General features: G+C 35.7%; 14 protein-coding genes. 2 read left to right on the top strand and 12 right to left on the bottom strand.

The annotated features are described in order from the left end of the window. Window positions 1-94: 94 nt before the first annotated feature. On the top strand, window positions 95-1267 hold the full coding sequence (locus tag H6G26_RS00075; RefSeq protein WP_190727319.1) for an endo-1,4-beta-xylanase: 1173 nt from the start codon (window positions 95-97) through the stop codon (window positions 1265-1267). A gap of 400 nt (window positions 1268-1667) precedes the next feature. On the opposite strand, the gene H6G26_RS00070 is transcribed toward H6G26_RS00075, so the two are convergent. The 12 genes from H6G26_RS00070 to H6G26_RS00015 form a co-directional block, all read right to left on the bottom strand. Next, a complete protein-coding gene (locus tag H6G26_RS00070; RefSeq protein WP_190727318.1) occupies window positions 1668-2477 on the bottom strand; it encodes a WecB/TagA/CpsF family glycosyltransferase in 810 nt (269 codons plus the stop codon). 187 nt (window positions 2478-2664) lie between these two features. Continuing rightward, complete coding sequence (locus H6G26_RS00065; protein WP_190727317.1) at window positions 2665-3816, bottom strand: glycosyltransferase; 1152 nt, start codon at window positions 3814-3816, stop codon at window positions 2665-2667. 124 nt (window positions 3817-3940) lie between these two features. After that, a complete protein-coding gene (locus H6G26_RS00060; RefSeq protein ID WP_190727316.1) occupies window positions 3941-4828 on the bottom strand; it encodes a glycosyltransferase family 2 protein in 888 nt (295 codons plus the stop codon). Window positions 4829-4950: 122 nt separating this feature from the next. Then, window positions 4951-5967, bottom strand: a complete 1017-nt coding sequence (locus tag H6G26_RS00055) for a hypothetical protein (RefSeq protein WP_190727315.1) — start codon at window positions 5965-5967, stop codon at window positions 4951-4953. A gap of 24 nt (window positions 5968-5991) precedes the next feature. Beyond that, on the bottom strand, window positions 5992-7263 hold the full coding sequence (locus H6G26_RS00050) for a glycosyltransferase family 4 protein (protein ID WP_190727534.1): 1272 nt from the start codon (window positions 7261-7263) through the stop codon (window positions 5992-5994). 158 nt (window positions 7264-7421) lie between these two features. Continuing rightward, complete coding sequence (locus H6G26_RS00045) at window positions 7422-8249, bottom strand: methyltransferase domain-containing protein (RefSeq protein ID WP_190727314.1); 828 nt, start codon at window positions 8247-8249, stop codon at window positions 7422-7424. A gap of 42 nt (window positions 8250-8291) precedes the next feature. After that, window positions 8292-9512: an O-antigen ligase gene (locus H6G26_RS00040; protein ID WP_190727313.1), complete on the bottom strand. Its 1221-nt coding sequence runs from the start codon at window positions 9510-9512 to the stop codon at window positions 8292-8294. A 40-nt stretch (window positions 9513-9552) separates the two neighbouring features. Continuing rightward, entirely contained in the window at window positions 9553-10476 is a 924-nt protein-coding gene (locus H6G26_RS00035) for a glycosyltransferase family 2 protein (protein WP_190727312.1), read from the bottom strand. A gap of 52 nt (window positions 10477-10528) precedes the next feature. Further along, on the bottom strand, window positions 10529-11851 hold the full coding sequence (locus tag H6G26_RS00030; RefSeq protein ID WP_190727311.1) for a flippase: 1323 nt from the start codon (window positions 11849-11851) through the stop codon (window positions 10529-10531). Window positions 11852-11897: 46 nt separating this feature from the next. Then, the gene (locus H6G26_RS00025) at window positions 11898-12875 is read right to left on the bottom strand and encodes a glycosyltransferase family 2 protein (protein WP_190727310.1); all 978 of its coding nucleotides are present in this window, start codon (window positions 12873-12875) and stop codon (window positions 11898-11900) included. Window positions 12876-13006: 131 nt separating this feature from the next. Next, window positions 13007-13948: a hypothetical protein gene (locus H6G26_RS00020; RefSeq protein ID WP_190727309.1), complete on the bottom strand. Its 942-nt coding sequence runs from the start codon at window positions 13946-13948 to the stop codon at window positions 13007-13009. A gap of 75 nt (window positions 13949-14023) precedes the next feature. Continuing rightward, complete coding sequence (locus tag H6G26_RS00015) at window positions 14024-16228, bottom strand: polysaccharide biosynthesis tyrosine autokinase (protein WP_190727308.1); 2205 nt, start codon at window positions 16226-16228, stop codon at window positions 14024-14026. 1293 nt (window positions 16229-17521) lie between these two features. On the opposite strand from H6G26_RS00015, the gene H6G26_RS00010 reads away from it, so the two are divergent. Beyond that, the gene (locus H6G26_RS00010; protein ID WP_190727307.1) at window positions 17522-17947 is read left to right on the top strand and encodes a hypothetical protein; all 426 of its coding nucleotides are present in this window, start codon (window positions 17522-17524) and stop codon (window positions 17945-17947) included. The last annotated feature ends 412 nt before the right edge of the window (window positions 17948-18359 follow it).

The following is an 18359-nucleotide window of genomic DNA, read 5'->3' as shown; positions in this document are numbered from 1 at the left end:
CACATAAATAAGGGGATCATAACTAGACCTAAAACAGTATAAAAAGCTATTTTTGTAATATAATAATCTATGTGTTTTTAGTTAAATACAACTTATGCCTTATCGGAGAAAATTTTTAACAAGAGCAGGATATACTACCCTTTCTGCCTTATTGACTATGGGTTTTTTACAAAAGGATAAGCAAAAAGACGATAAGCAAACAAACTATTTTGTAGCTAATTATACTAATACAAATTTTCCTCTTCGGCAATTAGCTGCCGCTAAAGGAAAACGTTATGGCGCAGCAATTGCTAGTGATATTTTGCTAAAAGAGAAAGATTACGCTAACCTGATTGCTCGTGAATGTTCAGTTGTGACACCAAATGGTGAATTAAAATGGAATGCTACTGAACCACAGCCAGGAAAATTTACCTTTGAATCAGCAGATGCGATCGCCAATTTCTGCCAAAAGCATAATATAGACTTGCACGGGCATACTCTTTTCTGGCACATGGGAAGACCAGACTGGGCAACATACCCCCCTACACTTAAGATGATCGAACGCCATGTTAAAGGAGTCATGGGGCATTATCGCAATAGTCCCGTTTTAAAGTCTTGGGATATTGCCAATGAAATTATTGCTGATAATGAAAATGAAACTGACAACGCTACCTACGGTTTGCGTAAAGGGGTAAAACCAGAATTAATTCGAGATTTATTTTTAATTGCCGCTTCAGTTGATAACAGCAAGAAATTTTACCTAAACGATTTTGGCATCGAAGGCGCTACATGGAAATCAGATCGTTTCTTAAAAATGGTCGAATATCTGAAGAATAGTGGCGTTAAAATTGACGGGGCAGGTATCCAATCGCATCTATGGTTTTCTACTGCCTATGGTTTTGACGAGAAAGGATTTAATTCCGTCTTAAAACGGCTTAATGATCTTGAAGTTAAACCAATCATCACAGAATTAGATATTATCATTGATAAGCCATTGCCCGATAGTATTAAAAAGCTAGACCAGATGGTAGCCGATAGTTACAAACGATATCTTGATCTGTGCTTTGCGGCTAAAGTTGATACTGTAATTACATGGGGGCTTACCGACCGCCATACCTGGATACGTCATCCCGACTGGATGCCAAGACAAACCTTTAGGGGCAATCCGAATCTTTGGAAATTTCTGCGTCCGCTTCCTTTCGATGAGAACCTGCAACCTAAATCTGCCCGCAATGCTATTGCCCAAGCTTTTCAGCAAGCAACTTATACTTCACCTAGAGGTAAATAGCGCTTTTAAGGGATTTCTGAATAAAAAAATGTCCCATCCCTGCGGGACGCTACGCATAGCTAGCGTACCCCTTTGGAGTACGCTTTAAGAGCAGGTGGCAATACGGTTTAGTTAAGCATTTCTTTCTTCTCTCTGCCTCCTCTGCACCTTAGCGGTAGCCTGCGGCAAGCCGCTTTCGTCTATGTTAAAAAATTGACTTTGGCAACATAGTTTTAGCCTTAACTGAACCGTATTAGAGCAGGGGGAGGGAAAGTCATAGTAAAGTTCAGAAGTTTAATAAGCTGTACTCACTAATTAATGGTTAAGTCAAGCCTTAAAACAAACAGTAGCTCGCTCAATTCGTGATGAATTGAGCGAGCTACTGGTAAGGCTTGGCGAGGCTGAATCACGCTAGAAACTTCTAAAATTTTGTACTGATAAATCGCACGATTCTATTCTTTTTTTGTTGACTTGGCATACTCCAAATTTCTCGTAAAAATAATGTGCCTACAAACCAAGGCTCAAGTAAGTAACGTCTCCAAAGTCTTTTAGGCTCAGACAACAAGCGATACAACCATTCCAAGCCGACCTTTCCCATCCAGCGAGGAGGAGTAGGTATTGCTCCTGCTACATAGTCAATACAGGCTCCACTGGGCAAAATAGTATTGGTATGAATACGTTCAAGATTTTCGTAAATCCAACGCTCTTGACGTGGCATACCCATTCCCACCATCAAGACATGAGGTTTGTAAGCATTAATTGCAGCCAGAGTAGCAAGATTTTCTTGACTATCTTTATTCATGTCAATATAGCCATGAGCGCAAGCAATCTGTAACCCAGGAAATCTCTCGCACAAAATACTTGCTCCTTTTTCAGCAACTCCTGGCTTTGAACCTAAATAAAATACACGCCAACCTTTATCAGCTGCTTCCGCCATCAAAGACCATACCCAATCAGCATAGGTTACTCTTTGTTCTCGTTTCATGGGAAAACCTAATAGCTTTCCAATAAATAATATAGGCATACCATCAATATGGGTATACTCTGCCTTGGCATAAAAAGCTTGCATTCTTGGATCATTATGGAAGAGATAAAGACTATGCATATTGTGATTAGCAATAATCCATTTTTGCTTCTTCTCAATAGATTCTTCAACCAATAAATTTAATTCTGGGATAGAGAGTGCATCTACTTTAACCCCAAGAAGTTTATAAGAAAATCTCTTTTTCATGACTTAACCTTATTTTGAAAGTATGAGAGGTTAACTCACAACTAAGTGAGTATTCAAAGCCAGTTTTTAGCAATTAAATATTGCTATTTTTAGTTAAATATGTTTGGTAAACAGATAAGCTGTCGCATCTTGCAATAAAGGTTCCAACGCATAAAAGCTGCAAGTTATATGCACAACAGCTTATTCTCTAAGAATGACTGACTTTAATAAGAATTTCCGCAACATTTTGCGCTCTTGCATTCCAGGAATATTTTTCTGTAATTAAGGTATATGCTGTATCTACAAGTGATTGGTATTTATCAAGATTTGAAGCTGCATCCAGTAATGTATTAGCGACTTCTTCAATGGAATATCCTGTTACTAAAAGATGTTCTAAATGGCGAAATTCTTCTAAACCTCGCAAACCTTCTGGTGTTGATACTACTAGCTTTTTATTAGCAAAATAATCTAATGCTTTATTGCGAGCGCCACCCGCTACTGCTTGTTTAGAGAATGGCAGCAAAGCAATATCTGCATATTTAAGATGAGTAAGAAAAGTCTCCCTTTTAGGTAAAAATCCTAAAAAAGAAATGTTAGAAGGTATTGGTACTAAAATATCATTACTATCTCTGCCAATAACCACAAAATGTATTTTTTGCTGATGGTTTTCGAGATATTTAGCAATCTCAATAGTCATTAATACAGACATATCATTGCTTGGAAACTGAAATGTTTTAGGAGCAATAAGAACCACTATTTTTGCTGGTCTGAATGCTTGATAGGGATCTTTTTCCAAAAACGATTCAGTATTTAGCAAGTCTTCAGTTACACCATTGCCGATACTATAAATCTGCTCTGGAGTTTTACCATACCACTGGGAAATTAGTTTAGGGATTGAGTCACCTGCGGCAATAATTGGGCTACCAGAGAATATTAAAATTCCCTGAGCAATATATGTTTTAATACATTGTACAAATTCTTTGAAAGGATTAGCAACTGAAAACAAACGCATCCAGTATTCATATGCTGAAAATGTATGAAAATCTAATACAAGAGATGGCTTATTACGTTTTATAAGCTTGAGTGAAATTAAAGCAGCTAATCCAGGTAATGTTTCTTGAGCATAAATGATATCTGGACAAAAATCCTCAATGCACTTTTTTATAGTTTGAATATATGACTTTAGACTTCTTGATCCAATTGAAACAAAAGGTGCATATTTAATAGATGAACAATCTAATCCTAATTGAAACACATCAAAATGTTCAGTTAGATATTGTCCGAGATAAAAAGGTCTAGTAAAAGCACCAAATGGTTGACTAGAATCGAGTGTTGAGATAATTAGTAAGCGTTTACCCATAATAGCGATCTGATTATTTTAAAAGTTAATAAATTCATGTTTGAGGCGGCATTTATCAATTTATTCAGATGGTAAAGAATTATGCAAATATTCTTAGAGAATAACTTTAGTCAAAGGATAAAACCTATGAGTTAGTTGGGTTAATATCCTCAGAAAAAGTCGGAGAAACTGCTAAATTTTTGTAACCAATAATTGCTCTGATATAGGGTAAAAACCAGTAAAGTATCCAGAATGGCCCAGAGTGTCTGCTACAAAATACAGTCCATGATTTCAATGGAAAGGCTTTAATTTGTAACACTTTTCTCAAGCGCTCTAATATAGTTAAATTGGTATCTACCCAACTATTTCGGATAGAATTTTTAGTACAAGTACCAACATATCCAGGAGCTACCCAGATTTGACAACCCAATTTACGCGCTCTGAGTGCATAATCTAAATCTCCTAAAGTGTGAACAAAAGCGGTATCAATATTGCCAACTTTTGCGACAACAGTTTTAGGGATTAACACACAGTTACCATACATAGCATCGCATTGTTGGATAACTGAACTTGGTTTTAAAAATTCAAACTTGTTAGAATACCACTTTTTAGATTTTAATGCTCCTCCATAGGTTGCTCTTCCTGTTATTGGATCTTTCGTTGAACCAACTACAATTGAATCTGGATAACTTTGTTCAGCTAAATTGTGATAAATCTGTAATAAGTTGCTGACAGCATTGGCTTCTAAAAACGTATCATCATTCAACCACAGATAATAATCATATTGATTTCTTATCGCCTCACTAAAGGCAAGATGCATCCCTCCTACCCAGAATAAATTGCCATTACCCTGAAGAATGTGTACCTGTGGATATTCTGCTTTGATAGCCTGTGCAGTCCCATCAGAGCTACCATCATCAGTTAAATAAACATCACAATGATTTGTTTGCTCATATAAAGTATGTAGACAGGCAAGAGTTGTATTACGCCTGTTATGACAAGTCATCACTACAGCTAAATTGGCTTTTCTCATCTCATTTGCTCATCTAGTTTCTATGAAAATATTCAATGTAAATAAGAAGTTTATGCCTAACTTTTACATAATTAACTTCGTCTTCAGAGAAAAATATCTTAAGTTTTCTTTTTTGATTATGTTTAAAGTTTAGCCATCCTTTCTATCCAGCCACTCAAATTAATATCTAAATTCAAGTTTTTTAATTTTTGCTCCATTCTTCTAACTACCAACATATATCGATGTAAAACTGATACACGAGGCATATTGAGTCTGACAACCTCCTGACATAACCATCGATATTTCTCTGAATTGTTATTAAGTTTTTTCAATTTTTTGATTTGTGCATTCCAATCGTTATAAAAGAATAAGTTGAAATAATGGATGGATATAATCTCATCCCAATGTTTAATTTGTAGTTCTTTTGATAATCGGTTATGTAAAGGTAATGGATAGCTATAATTAGGAGGGAGATGTTCGACCCTTTCTTCCAAGGCACATAAAGTTACAGATAAAACAGACTGCTCAACAAAATAAATACCCTGAGGAGGAGTAATATCCATCCGCATTACTTTTTCAAAATTCTCTTTCCAAGCTGTAAATATACCTGCACTCCTTCTCACAGCAACCAAACCAGAATTCCAGTAGGCTCTAATTCTTTTATTACCAATTGGTGTCTCCACAAATACCTCATGCTTGACCCCCAGCACTTCATATAGCTTTTGCCAGTACCATTCTTGAGGATCTTGTAAACCTGTAGAACCGATTCCTTGACCATACTCAGGACGCATCCTTACGTTACAATTTACTGGTAATAAAAGTTCTTTTGGTTCCGAAAAAAAGCATTTGTCGCTGTCTAAAAAAACTAATATTTCTGCATCAATATTTTGTTCTGCATAGGCGCAAACCAGGGGCTTATTAGCTAGATAATATGCATGAAATTCTCGATTTATAGGAAGCTGCTGATGAATCACCTGCAATGCTTCAAACGCTTGTTGAGTTTGCTTTGATATCGGTTCACCTACTCTAGGATGAAAACTATATATAGGTGTATTTTTCAATTCGCCGCAGAACTTACGAATACTTTCTGCAAGCATCAAGGATTGACCTTCTAAACGACCAGGTTCTGTACAAATTATAAAAGCTATAGGTAATGACATATTATGAAGTATTGATTTACTAAGTTAATTTCTAAATGAAGATTTCTTTGTTATCATCAATATTTCTTGAAACAAAGCTGAATAACGACGTGCTTGGAGTTCCAGAGTGAATTCTTGTTCTGCTTTCTCACGAGCATAGAATGACAACTTTTGCAGCCTCTGTTCGTTTTCAAGTACCCAAGTAATTCCTTTGGCAAAATCCTCAACTTCATAAGGTTTAGCCAAATAGCCATTTTGCTGATGATCAACAATATCTTTTAAGCCAGTAGAATTAAATGCCACAACCGGAGTACCACAAGCGAGTGATTCAGAAGCTGTCTGTCCAAAAGATTCTTGAAGAGACGGTACAAGCATCACATCAGCTGCTGAATAAACAGTTGCTAAAGATATATCATCGTGTAAGTGTCCCAAATAGTGTGTTTTAAAACCCAATTCAGGTGAGTTTTCGGGTTTAGATGCACCAAAAATAACGATTTCCAACTTATCTTTACAGCCAGATTTGCTTAATTCTTGTAGTGCTGGTTGCAGATAATGAAAACCTTTTCTAGAGTCATTGGTTGCATCCAGCGCTCCAAATAAAATAAGTTGTTTATCCAAAGGTAGATTCAACAATTCTCGCGCTAAACCTTGATGAACAGGTTTATACTTCTGAGTATCCAGCCCATTGGGAATTACTTCAATTCGCAAATTATTAAACAGAGAACTAGATTTGGCGCATTCGGCTAACCAAGAACCTGGCGAAACAATTGTCAAATTTAAATTTTTTAAAGCTTTAGCTTTACGTTGCCATACCCAATGGGATAAATCCCTATCTTTTTTACTGTTCAGTTGAGGACAGGCTCCACAGGATATTTGGTAGCGATCGCAATCCCCAGCATAGCTGCATCCTCCAGTAAATGCCCACATATCATGAATTGTCCAAACCAAAGGGCGCTTTAGTTTAGCAAGAGTTTCTATTTGCATAAAAGCTGCACTAATCCAATGCAGATTGATTATGTCTGGATTAATTTGAGCAACTTGAGAAATAACTCTATCTGGTAAGCATTGAATAAAAAATGGAGTATTTTGTTTTTGAGAATAAAACTTTAAAGGTAAAGTTTCAAATGTTAACTTTGCCTTGGCGATGCCTTGAAATAATCTGATCTTAGGCGCAATTACTGTTTTGTCATCAGTAGATTTTTCTTGCACCAGCATTTGTGATTGTAAGCCAATATTTTGTAAGCCTTTGTGCAAGCGATATGCAGCACGAGCCGCACCACCAGCTACATCTTGGGTGCTAAGGAGCAAGACGTTCATATTACTACTATCTAACTTGAGGAAATCTACTTGATAATACTGTTTATCTATCGCAGATATAGCATTTATCTGTCGGATGAGGTACACGTATGAGAATGATAAACTTCTCAATTAAGGGTTTGAGTGTACCTCACGCGAGTAGTAACCGTTAATCAGTATTATTTGTTTGGCTTGATGCCCTCACAATATAACGAGCCTGGTAGATATGCTGTTCCATCAGCATTAATATCTAAGACTTCATTACTAAAGTTTGGAATATCGCTTGTATGGGCATCTAAGAATTTAATATCCGAAAAACCAATTCTTTCAAAAAGAGTTTTCATACTATAGCTATCATACATCCACTTATGCTTCTCACCAAGGGAAGTTTCATCTAGCATAGACTTACGAACATACCGTGGTATTAACTTCTTAACCATGTCGATGTAGAGGTACTTAAATTTGTTTCTGAGTTTATTTTGATTGATAGTAAACACCTTTTGCAACAAAGAATTAGTATTATTAATTGCTATTTCTTCTTTGATATTCATACCTGTTCTTGCTTCTACATAGTTGATGGATGATTCATCATTCCTCTCAAGCACTTGTCGCCAATAAGTTTTCATCAATCCACCATGTTCTGTTCTAACCAATTGGTCGATTAGCTCAATAATAATCCATTCATATTCCTTCCTTGATTCCTGATTTTCAATACTGTCGATAATTCTTAAATATTCACGACATGTTCTTTCTAAGTCAGGAACAACGATGCGTAAAATACCTTGAGGTTTTAAAACTCTATAGCATTCTTTCACCAGCATTTCTCCTGTGTCTTTAGAAAAATGCTCTAAAACATGGCTGCTATAAATTACATCGAAATAATCTTTAGGGTATGGAAGCGGTTGTAGTAAGTTGTGGGCAATTACTTCAGGATGCTCAGAATTAAAATCTATATTTATCCATCCCGACGAAAATCTGTGTCCACATCCAAAATTTAACTTTCTCATGATTTTTATCCTTTCAATTATGTAAGTATTTAAACTATTGATCTATTTATATATTGGCGTTCTCTGAAAACTAAGAGTTAGAGATAGAGAGGTTGTAAGATACATCAACCAATTCCAACTGGGAGTTAATAATCTTGCTTCTGAGAAATTCACTATGACGATGATAATTAGCATCTGCATTGGCCAATAATCTTCTGGTTTTTCCGCCACTGAAACAATTCGAGTCAGCGCCATTACGAAGAACCGGGTAAATCCTACTGCGAAAGTCAGGAAACCTAAAAAGCCTAATTCTAATAAGAGTTGTAAAAAGCCATTATGAGCATTACTTGCCCAATCATAAGTAGCTCTTAGATTAGATGCAGCATTACTAGTCCAAAATCCAGAATATCCATAACCTAGCCAAGGTCTTTCCCAAACCTTAGCTATCACTAATTCCCAGAGATCAGAACGCCCATTCAAAGTAAGGTCTTTACCAGAAGTACCCACTACAGTTTCAACATTATTGATCAGTAATATTGAACAAATAATAAGTAACATTAAAGCGGAAGTAATCATAACAACTTGTAATTTGTAATTAGTTTTCTTAAAGGATTGATAGAAAGGCAAAAGTAATATCATTGTCAATAGAATAGCTAAAGATGTTGTTGAACGTGTGAGGATAATTAGACAGATAGATAATCCACATAGCGCCCACATCAACCAACGATATCTATAGCTACTAAGGGCAAGATGTAAAAAAACTCCTGCACTCCAAGTCATCATGTAACCTAATTCATTTTTATGACCATAAATCCCGCTCCACATATTTAGTAATTCGGGTGATATGTGAATATAACCTGGTATGAATGCAGAGAACATCATAGATAATAATGCAGCTACACCAAGCGCCCAAGCTATTAGCCTCATTTGTTCCCTAAGGGGATAACGCATTGCTAAATAAATAGCAAGAAAATATATTCGGATTAGACCTTTTATATCTTTTAGAGTAGAACTTAGGTCTTCTGACCATAATATAGAAAATATAATTATTGCTAATAAAAGAAACTGGAATGGACTTTTTGTAATTACATAAATAAAACCTTTCCAGTATAAAATCACGAAATAAAATAAAATTGAATATGAAACTATATTGAAAAAAGTATCTACTTTATCACCTCCAAGGGGAGACATAGAAACTTCTTGTGCAGGATGTATGGTTAACGCACCTACAGCGATAAGTAAGAGTAAAATGGCTAAGAGTTTTTCTGTTAGTTTTACCTTCATTGCTGAAACTTAATTTATTAATTAACTAAATATAGCATTATTATTTTATCGTTGAGTAATTCAATCTTTTCTTCACTTCCTCTTTAAAAATATCCAATGCTGTTGCTTTATAAACTGTTCTTTGTGTAAAGTTATCTGCCTCTATACTCCTCACAATAAACGGTGGATGTTTTAAAGGAAATTCCATCGCTTGCATCGACATATTGATAAAAGAAAATTCTTGGTTAGAAGTGAAATGAGTAGCGTCGGCACCAACACCAACATTAGAGATTAAATTAACATTGGGAATAATGCTTAAACTACCCTGCATCCAGCAAGCAAATGTCCATTGGTAATCCCAGGTTATACCAGTAGGATTGTTATAAACGGACTGAAATATCCGTCGCCAATAACTTACTGCTTTTGGATCTACAAGAATGTCATGTAAAAGGTTTTCTGCTTGCACCTCTTTCCAGAGTTTGATCGTCAAATCATAATGTTGCCAAGCACGTCTCCAACTTGCCCAACCCCAACAGTGATTGTAGCGAGAAAAATAGTAACTATAATTTGTGCGTTTTCGTCCGAATTGAAGATTTTGAGCAGAGATTGTAGCGATTCTGGTATCGTTTCTATATCTTTCTAACAGTTCTTCACTAAATCTAAAAAATGTTGGGTGAGGGATACAATCATCTTCTAAAATGATTGTTTCTTCAACATTATTAAATACCCAATCTAAGCCGCTAGATACTCGTTTTGCACAGCCTAAGTTGATGTTAGAATAGTTTTTGATAACTTCGCAGTCCCAATCAACCCTTTCAATAATTGCCCGAGTTGCTTGACACTTTTCTACCTCATCTTCCCTGTCAGCGCGGGGACCATCTGCAATTACAAAAAGTTTTGTTGGCTTGGCTTGACGAATAGCTTCAAAAACTTTCTCCGTTGTTTGTGGACGTTTGAAGATAATAAAAGTTACTGGTGTTTCCATCTTTGATTGATTTGGCTAATGTTTTTGATATGGAAAGGTTAGATGATAAAGATCAATATTTATAAAAAGGTAGAAGCGATCGCACCTGAATCTTAAATATTTTTTGTGTTCTTGGATCAAATGCGTTGCATAAAAAAGTAGCAGCAGCTTGAGATATTATGGTTGCGATCGCAGCCCCAAGCCCTGCATATTTAGGAATAAGTAATAAATTGAGAATGACGTTTAATATAGCCCCAAATAAAGTCTTACCTAAAGAAACATGGTTCAAACCTTCAGCTATAAACCAGGGTGATGTTGCAAGACCCATAAATACAAACAAAGAAGTCCAAATATGAACTGCTAGTATTGCTCCTGCTTCTGCATATCCACTTCCAAACATTATCAGAATTATCCTGTCTGATAGAAATGTCATTGGAAGAGCAATTGCTAAAGATATACACGTCATTAGACTGAGTAATTGTCCTATTCTTTGGTAGTAAAGACTTTCCGATTTTTCCTTAACTATGTAAATTGAAGGAGCAACAGAAGAAACAATAGCTCCTGGGATAAAATACCAAATTTCAGAAACCCTGGCAGCAGCAGAATAAACGCCAACTTCACTATCTCCAATCATTTGGCCTAACATCACCTGATCAATTTTCATAAAAATCAGGATAGCGAAGCCCGAAAACATTAGAGGTAAACTCTCTTTCATAAGAGTTTTAGCAGCAGAAAAACTCCAACGCCATAACCACAATGAAGATCCTTTGACTTGGTAAACAATCAGCAACCCAATTGCACTCATCGCAAATTCTGCTAATGTTACCCAAGCAAAAGCTAACAATGGTGCTTTTGTTAAAATTAGTATGATTTTGATAGCACTGTTTACCAGAAACGCTGAGTTTTTAGCAATCACAGTATATTTTGACTGTACCTGTGATTGAAACCACAATTCGATAGTATCAGCCGCCCTAAAAATTCCTGCTATTGCTAATATTGCAACTAGCCATATCTTCAATGTTTCACGCTCACCTAAGAAAAGCATAGTGCTAATTGCCAATAAGACAGAAGCAATTCCACCCAGCAATTTTAGCCAAAAAGTGGTTCCTAAAATTTCCTCTTTGTTTGATGATTGACGAACAATATGGCGAACTACCACATCGTCCAGTCCTAGAGTGAAAATTGGGCTAAATAAGCTAACAAAAGCTAAAGCATAGTTAAAAAGACCATACTGCTGTACTCCTAAGTAGCGTGCTACCCATACTCCTACGACCAAGCTTGCACCCATACGGAGAATGCGGTCAGCAAACAACCAACCTGTATTAGTAATAATTGCACGCAGCCCAGAACTAGATTTAAATTTTGGTACGTTTGTAAGTTTGAATTTTTTTAACATTATTTTATTAATTAATCATGTGATATTGTCATGATGCATTTTTTATTTAGTTAGAAATGATGTGGAATTTATCGGCTAGTTTTAACTTTTTGATTAGCAAAATTTTCAAAAAATAGCTAAACAAGAAAATAATACCTTTTGCTTTCCAAAAATAGTTATGCTCAAACAAAAATATTATTTTTAGATATGAAATAAAATCATCATATTTTGGACATGGTATTGTTTTTAACTCATTGATAGATGTGAAAGCTAATAATAACGGTAAACTAAAAGTATTTTTTTGCATAATGTAATTAAATAAAGAATTGCGTTTCCAGAATCTCTTGTATTCATAGTTGTGGTCTATGTCTAAAAATTTCTTATTATGATACTGATTATTTGGATGTATTCTATACATTACTAAAGGTTTAGACATATAAAATTTTTTAGCCCCTACCAAAGACGCTCCCCATACCAAACAATCATCAGCCCTTACACGCCAATCTTCTATATTTGGAATAGGTAAAAATTTTCTAATTATTTCTCTACGTATTGATAATGTTGAAGTTATGGAGCCAATCCATTCACCAGTATATAAAGTTCTGATTACTGAATAACCTAAATCTAGATCAACTTTATCAGTTTGGAATGTTTCTTCTATTGCACCAAATTTTTTATACGCACAAAATAGAAAATCACATTCACTACGTCTTTTATAAAAATTTAGGGCAGTTTCTAAATATTGATCTTCATAAATATCATCTGCGTCTAAAAAAAATACAATGTCCCCCTTTGCAGCTAAAAACCCTTCATTAAAGGATGATAATTGTCCTTGATTTTTTTCTTTAAAGATAAATTTAACATTAGCTATTTGAGTAAATTTAGCGATGACTTCCGCAGAATTATCTGTAGATGCATCATCAACAATAATAATTTCATCAAATTTAACTGTTTGATTTAAAGCGCTATTAATTGCTTCTGGGAGAAATTCAGCGTAATTATAATTATTAATTAAACAAGATGTTGTGATTTTATTCTTATCCATATTAAAAAGAGAAGATAGATATAGCGGTGTGCGCTTGAGTGAAATACATCCAAAACCTGTTATAGATTGTTTACAGCCATGTAAATGTACCTAAGAAGACTGCATACCGCTATAGGTTTGACAACCTAATATTACCAATATGCTGGATATTTTAAGGGATTTGTAGGAACATCGTTAGGGCTACACCTCACCCAGTATTCATTATAAAGAGACTGAAAAAACGGAATTTTATCCCAACGGTTTCCTTTAATTCCAAAAAGAATTTGAGTTGCTCCTCCAAGATGCACAGCCTGTTTACCCAAAGATTTAACGTAAGCAGCTAATGGAAGTCCATAAGCACCACATCCTATAATAGCTATATCAAAATCTTGAGCTTTAATCTTATTACGCATCCAATCATAGGCATCGAACCAAGTATTAAACTGAGTTTGCGTCCCAGCCAGAGACTGAACTGCTTTTATGGTACTTAGTTCAAATTCAGGTAAAATATTTTGATTTTCAAAAAGAAACTTTCTATGATTTTTATATTGTGATGAGATCGTTTCTGCAAAAGGATGAATGACTAAAACCTTTTTTCCTTCCAGATACTTGCTCCAAGGTTCTTCGTAATAATAAGGTTCAAGTGCATTTAACTCAACTAAAGAAGCTTTTCGACAAGAAATTCTGATAATTTCTGGTTCTCCAATTTGAAACCATACTCCTAGAGCATCTATAGATTTTGAAGATTCTAAAAAAAGTTGACTAAATCGATCTAGATGCTTTTCATCTACTGGAAAAAATCCAGAATCATTAGATATTGACTCAAATATAGCTCCCTTGTATCCGCCTTTTAAATATTGATTTACGCAATAAGCTTCTGTGCTACCAAAGCGACTAATCATAAAAGGTCTACTATCTTTAATAAGGCTAGTCAATAATTCATTACTTTCTTGAGGAGCTAAAATCTTTTGATATATATCATAGTTTCTTATGTAATTTTTGAAAATTATTGTATTTGTGAAAAGAGAGCCTTTCCATTTAGCTAATGGAGTGTTTGCTTTTACAAATTGTTTGAGGTTTTTGCTTAGTACCATTAATTTAGTCCTCCAGTTAAAAAATTTGGTTTAAATGCTTGTAGTAAGGGTTGCTTTTACAATCTCTAGCAGAACTTAACGCTCTTTTGAAAATTTTGTTAAGCTGCTAGATACTAAATCTTGCTCAATTCGTTGTTTTTTATTGCCATAGAAATAATTATTAGGTTCATTTTTAGTATTCACACCATTTATGACTATCCCTAATACCTTCTGACCTGACTGAGTTAAAAACTCTTTTGCTGAACTCGCACTGTTAAGGTCAACCACTCCAGGACGAACGACTAATAATATCCCGTCAGTCAGGGTACTTAAAACAGCAGCATCTGCTATTCCTGACAAGGGAGGAGTATCAAAAATCACCAAGTCGTAATCTATCCCAAAGTTACTAATTAATGTTGCCATGCGTTGAGAATCTAGCATTGCTACTGGGTTAGGAGGCAAAACTCCAGAAGTAAGAACCTCAAGATTAGGCATCACTTCTTGCACTACTGTATCTAAAGAAGCTTGTCCAGCAATGACATTGCTTAGTCCCATTGCATTTGTTAGCCCCCAAATATGATGCTGTATGGGATTACGCATATCTGCATCCACCAACAATACCCGCCGCCCTGCCTGAGCCATAGTTACAGCTAAATTTGCAGATACGTCAGACTTTCCTTCTTTGGCAACAGAACTTGTGATTACAATGCTTTTTAGCGGTTTATCAGAACAGAGGAACTTCAAGTTCACTTGTAGTATTTGGTATGCGTTGCCAACAGGGAAGTAAGGAATATCTCTACCAATAATTTTGGGAATAGCTCTATCGAGTCCTGCTATAGAAGAATGAGCCTTACCATTTCTGGCTTGTGTCGGAATCACACCTAAAACACTATATCTCAAGACTTCTTTGGCCTCTTTGACCGTCTTCACCGAGCGGTCTATCAAGTCTAAGCCAAAGGCGAAAATGATACCTAAGAAAAGACCAACTCCTCCTCCACCAATAATAAACAGTATTTTGCGGGGTCCTTCTGCTTTATCTGGAGTTAAAGCATAGGAAATGACACGAGCATTAGGAATCTTTTGGTTCTGGGCAATATCAATTTCTTGGCGTTTCTTTAAGAGTGTTTCGTAAGTCGTTTGAGCTGCTTGCAGTTTCCGTTCTAGCTCTCGTTGGCTCTGTTCTAGCCTTGGCAAATTATTTGCTCGTTTGATATAGGCATCTTGCTGTCGTATAAGTGTGGCAATTTGTCTTTCTAGACCGACGCGTTCTGCTTGAGCACGAGTAATATCTGCAATCAGGCTTTGGCGCAATTGTCCAATCTGTAAATTTCCTTCTGTTATCTGCGCTTTACCAGCGACTTGTCCCGTTCGCTCTTTTAGTAAGCTCTGAAGAGCTACGACTTTTTCTTGTAAGCTAGTAATTGTAGGGTGTTCAGGTGAAAAACGAGTCCGCTCTATTGCTAGTTGACTTTCTGTTTCTTGGAGTTGGATAAGTACTTTTTGAACTCCAGGTGCTTGACTCAAGTCAGATGCGATTACACCTTGCACTGAATCTATCTTAGCTTCACTGCGTAACTGTCCTAAACGACCTTTGACATCATCTAATTGAGCTAAAGCTTGAGAAATTTGGTTTCCTAACTTGGAAATCGTATCAACTGCTGCGCTTGCTTCTTGTCCCAGGACAACAACTTTATTCTGTTCTTTAAATACCCGCAGTTTTGATTCGGCTCTTCTGACAATTTCCTCAGCTTTGGGTACTTCCGTTACGAGAACCTCTTTGGCTATCAGTGCTTCATTCTGATTAGCCTTGATATTTAGGTCGATATAGCTGTCGATAACTTCATTGACGATTTTGGCAGCCAGTTGAGGATCGCTGCCTCTATAAGAAAGTTGTACAACATCGGTGCCTTTGATTCCTTCTATTTTTACTTTTTTTGCTAAATCGGGAATCGACAGCAGTTTGCCTTTGCTATCCTTGAGGTTGAGGGAATTAATTGTTTTCTCAAGTACTGGATTTGATCCAATAACTCTCACCTGAGTTTCCAGAGGATTGTCATTGGCATTCAAAGCTTCCAGGCGTCCTATATCTTGCGATAACCCTGTAAGTGAGGAAGAGCGATTTGTTTTAATCATTAGACTTCCTTCTGCCTTGTATGAGGGTTTTAGTGAAAATGCATACAAGCATCCAAGGGTAACAGCTATACTAAAAATTCCGACTAGAGGTAGCCAACGCCGTTGAATAACTTCTAAGTATTTCTGAATATTTACTTCTTCAAATTGTGGTAAAGATTCCATCGTCATAATGTATACAAATTTTGTAAAAAAGTTTATTTACAGGAAATATTTCTCAGGATTTTGCCGACACTAGTACTGGAGCCTACTTTGATATAGTAATATCTGCGTTGATTGCCAATTAATGCATTTGTATTGACGTTACTCAATAGTTTTATCAGTCTAAACCTTACTTTATATTGCTTGATATTATCCTGATAGTAACAACAGGATAACTCACAGCTTTCTCCCTGATTTAGTGACTTTCCATTTTTTTGGTTAACTTAGATTTGTGTAACTACTAATGGAAGTATTGATTAATAATCTAGTAATCAACATCATATTATGTAAAAACACTGAATTACAGAACTTCATAAAATATTTATACAAATGCTAGTATATTCGTTGCCTATTTGATGATCCTAAAAAGACAAGATAAATTAATTCCTTAAGAGTAAGGAATTAAGCAATTGTGCCAGCCAGCAAGCAATGGAAGCACTTAATAGGAAGGCTTTAGACAGTGGGAAGAGAGGCTTAGAACGACTGGATCTATATTTATATAAGATGATGCTTAAAAGCTTTCAACAACAATTAATTCTTACTGAGAATAATGAATGGTCAATCTTGAGGGGGATACAGGAATAACAATAATATAATTGTGTGATTTAAGTATCGAACTTGTAATGGCTCACAATCAGTTTAATTTTTCCAGACCGATGCAAGACTTTTTTTGATGTGGTTTTATGTGTGGAAATGAGAGCAGAGTGCCCGCTACTGGGTTTATATCCCGTATTTTAGGTCGTAAACTTGCAATCACCTTGTTTTTATTCTGCAATAGACGCAAAATATTCCTTCCAAACTTTGTCTCACAATATATGCGTAGTCTTATCTGTATAAATGTATGTTAACATACAGAAAAGATAAATGGCTAGTAAGTAAGTTTGTATAATAAAACCAAACTATATAAAGAAAGATTAATTAGGCGGCAATCCTTGTCTCTCATGCCTTATATGCCAACAACAAACTTTTATGCTAATCTACTTATTAATACGGTTAAAAGAAGATGAGCTAGAAAACTTCAGCAGAAAGCAATGAACAGCGGATGTCAAATTCCGACATCGTTAGAGCATAAGTTGCTCAACTGCCCCCTCCTAGAAAAAAATTTACATCTGACTAAACTTCACTATATTTTTAATGAAGTTTAACTAAACTTCTTGCTACCTGTGTTAACCTTAAGGATTAAAACCAGGTTGCTATGTTTTGGTTTTTGTATCTAGCTAATTGTAATTATTAAACTGATATTAAATGTAAAGATATTGAATTATGAAATTCTCTTCCCTTACCTTAGTCGTTGTGATTAGTGCATTGACTCTCTCCCAGACTGCCTATGCTAATCAAGAAAATGTTCCTATTATAACAACAGACGATGCTCCGATGGAGCCGTTTCACTATCGCAATCAGGCTGGAGTTTTATTGACAAAGCCAGCCACGATTAACGCTACATGGAGTAATTTTATCGGACAGACCAATAATCCCAAACAAACTGCTGAATCAATTTTGTTAGTACAGGAGCAAGTATGCGAAAAGATGAACCCTCTTGAGTTCATCAATAACCCAGAATCTTTCTTTAAGCAATGTCAACAGCCAACAAATACCCAAACTTCTCAAAGTAATGAGCCAATTGAGTATTTTAAGGTTCCTAAACTCGATTCTGGTACTGGTATTAGTGTGACAGTTACTAAATTTTGATATAGAATTTTTTTTAGCAAGAGATAACTAATTATTGGTAGTGTAATTTATCTAGATAATTTACGTTAAAACACGGTTAAAATATTTATGTTGGCTGCTTTAGCTCAAAGCAGAAAAGCTTTGATGGAGTTTTTGCCAAACCCTCTAATAGGCTGTGTAATCGTAGATGCTTAAGAGATTCAAGAGATATAGGAATCATATTTGATTTCTGAAAAATACTACGAGATAATACGGAGGTGTGTATCTGTCTAACAGCGAACAATGATAAACCAGCATATACAATCCGCGATGCCTGCGGCGGGCGTAGCCATCGCAGAACTACAAGAATTTATAGATCATCGCCCAGATGCGCGTGAGGTGAGGAAGGCTTTGGCAGTTAAACTGGTTTATCAAGGCTACAAGTATGAAGAAA

The organism is Nostoc sp. FACHB-888, assembly GCF_014696655.1.
GTDB lineage: Bacteria > Cyanobacteriota > Cyanobacteriia > Cyanobacteriales > Nostocaceae > Nostoc.
Note: the sequence above shows the minus strand (reverse complement) of the source record. Positions and strands in the feature narration are given on the sequence as shown.

What these genes read in the sequence shown, in the direction of transcription:
- H6G26_RS00075 (WP_190727319.1), top strand. Translation starts at nt 95, where the DNA reads ATGCCTTATCGGAGAAAATTTTTAACAAGAGCAGGATATACTACCCTT.
- H6G26_RS00070 (WP_190727318.1), bottom strand. Translation starts at nt 2,477, where the DNA reads ATGAAAAAGAGATTTTCTTATAAACTTCTTGGGGTTAAAGTAGATGCA.
- H6G26_RS00065 (WP_190727317.1), bottom strand. Translation starts at nt 3,816, where the DNA reads ATGGGTAAACGCTTACTAATTATCTCAACACTCGATTCTAGTCAACCA.
- H6G26_RS00060 (WP_190727316.1), bottom strand. Translation starts at nt 4,828, where the DNA reads ATGAGAAAAGCCAATTTAGCTGTAGTGATGACTTGTCATAACAGGCGT.
- H6G26_RS00055 (WP_190727315.1), bottom strand. Translation starts at nt 5,967, where the DNA reads ATGTCATTACCTATAGCTTTTATAATTTGTACAGAACCTGGTCGTTTA.
- H6G26_RS00050 (WP_190727534.1), bottom strand. Translation starts at nt 7,263, where the DNA reads ATGAACGTCTTGCTCCTTAGCACCCAAGATGTAGCTGGTGGTGCGGCT.
- H6G26_RS00045 (WP_190727314.1), bottom strand. Translation starts at nt 8,249, where the DNA reads ATGAGAAAGTTAAATTTTGGATGTGGACACAGATTTTCGTCGGGATGG.
- H6G26_RS00040 (WP_190727313.1), bottom strand. Translation starts at nt 9,512, where the DNA reads ATGAAGGTAAAACTAACAGAAAAACTCTTAGCCATTTTACTCTTACTT.
- H6G26_RS00035 (WP_190727312.1), bottom strand. Translation starts at nt 10,476, where the DNA reads ATGGAAACACCAGTAACTTTTATTATCTTCAAACGTCCACAAACAACG.
- H6G26_RS00030 (WP_190727311.1), bottom strand. Translation starts at nt 11,851, where the DNA reads ATGTTAAAAAAATTCAAACTTACAAACGTACCAAAATTTAAATCTAGT.
- H6G26_RS00025 (WP_190727310.1), bottom strand. Translation starts at nt 12,875, where the DNA reads ATGGATAAGAATAAAATCACAACATCTTGTTTAATTAATAATTATAAT.
- H6G26_RS00020 (WP_190727309.1), bottom strand. Translation starts at nt 13,948, where the DNA reads ATGGTACTAAGCAAAAACCTCAAACAATTTGTAAAAGCAAACACTCCA.
- H6G26_RS00015 (WP_190727308.1), bottom strand. Translation starts at nt 16,228, where the DNA reads ATGACGATGGAATCTTTACCACAATTTGAAGAAGTAAATATTCAGAAA.
- H6G26_RS00010 (WP_190727307.1), top strand. Translation starts at nt 17,522, where the DNA reads ATGAAATTCTCTTCCCTTACCTTAGTCGTTGTGATTAGTGCATTGACT.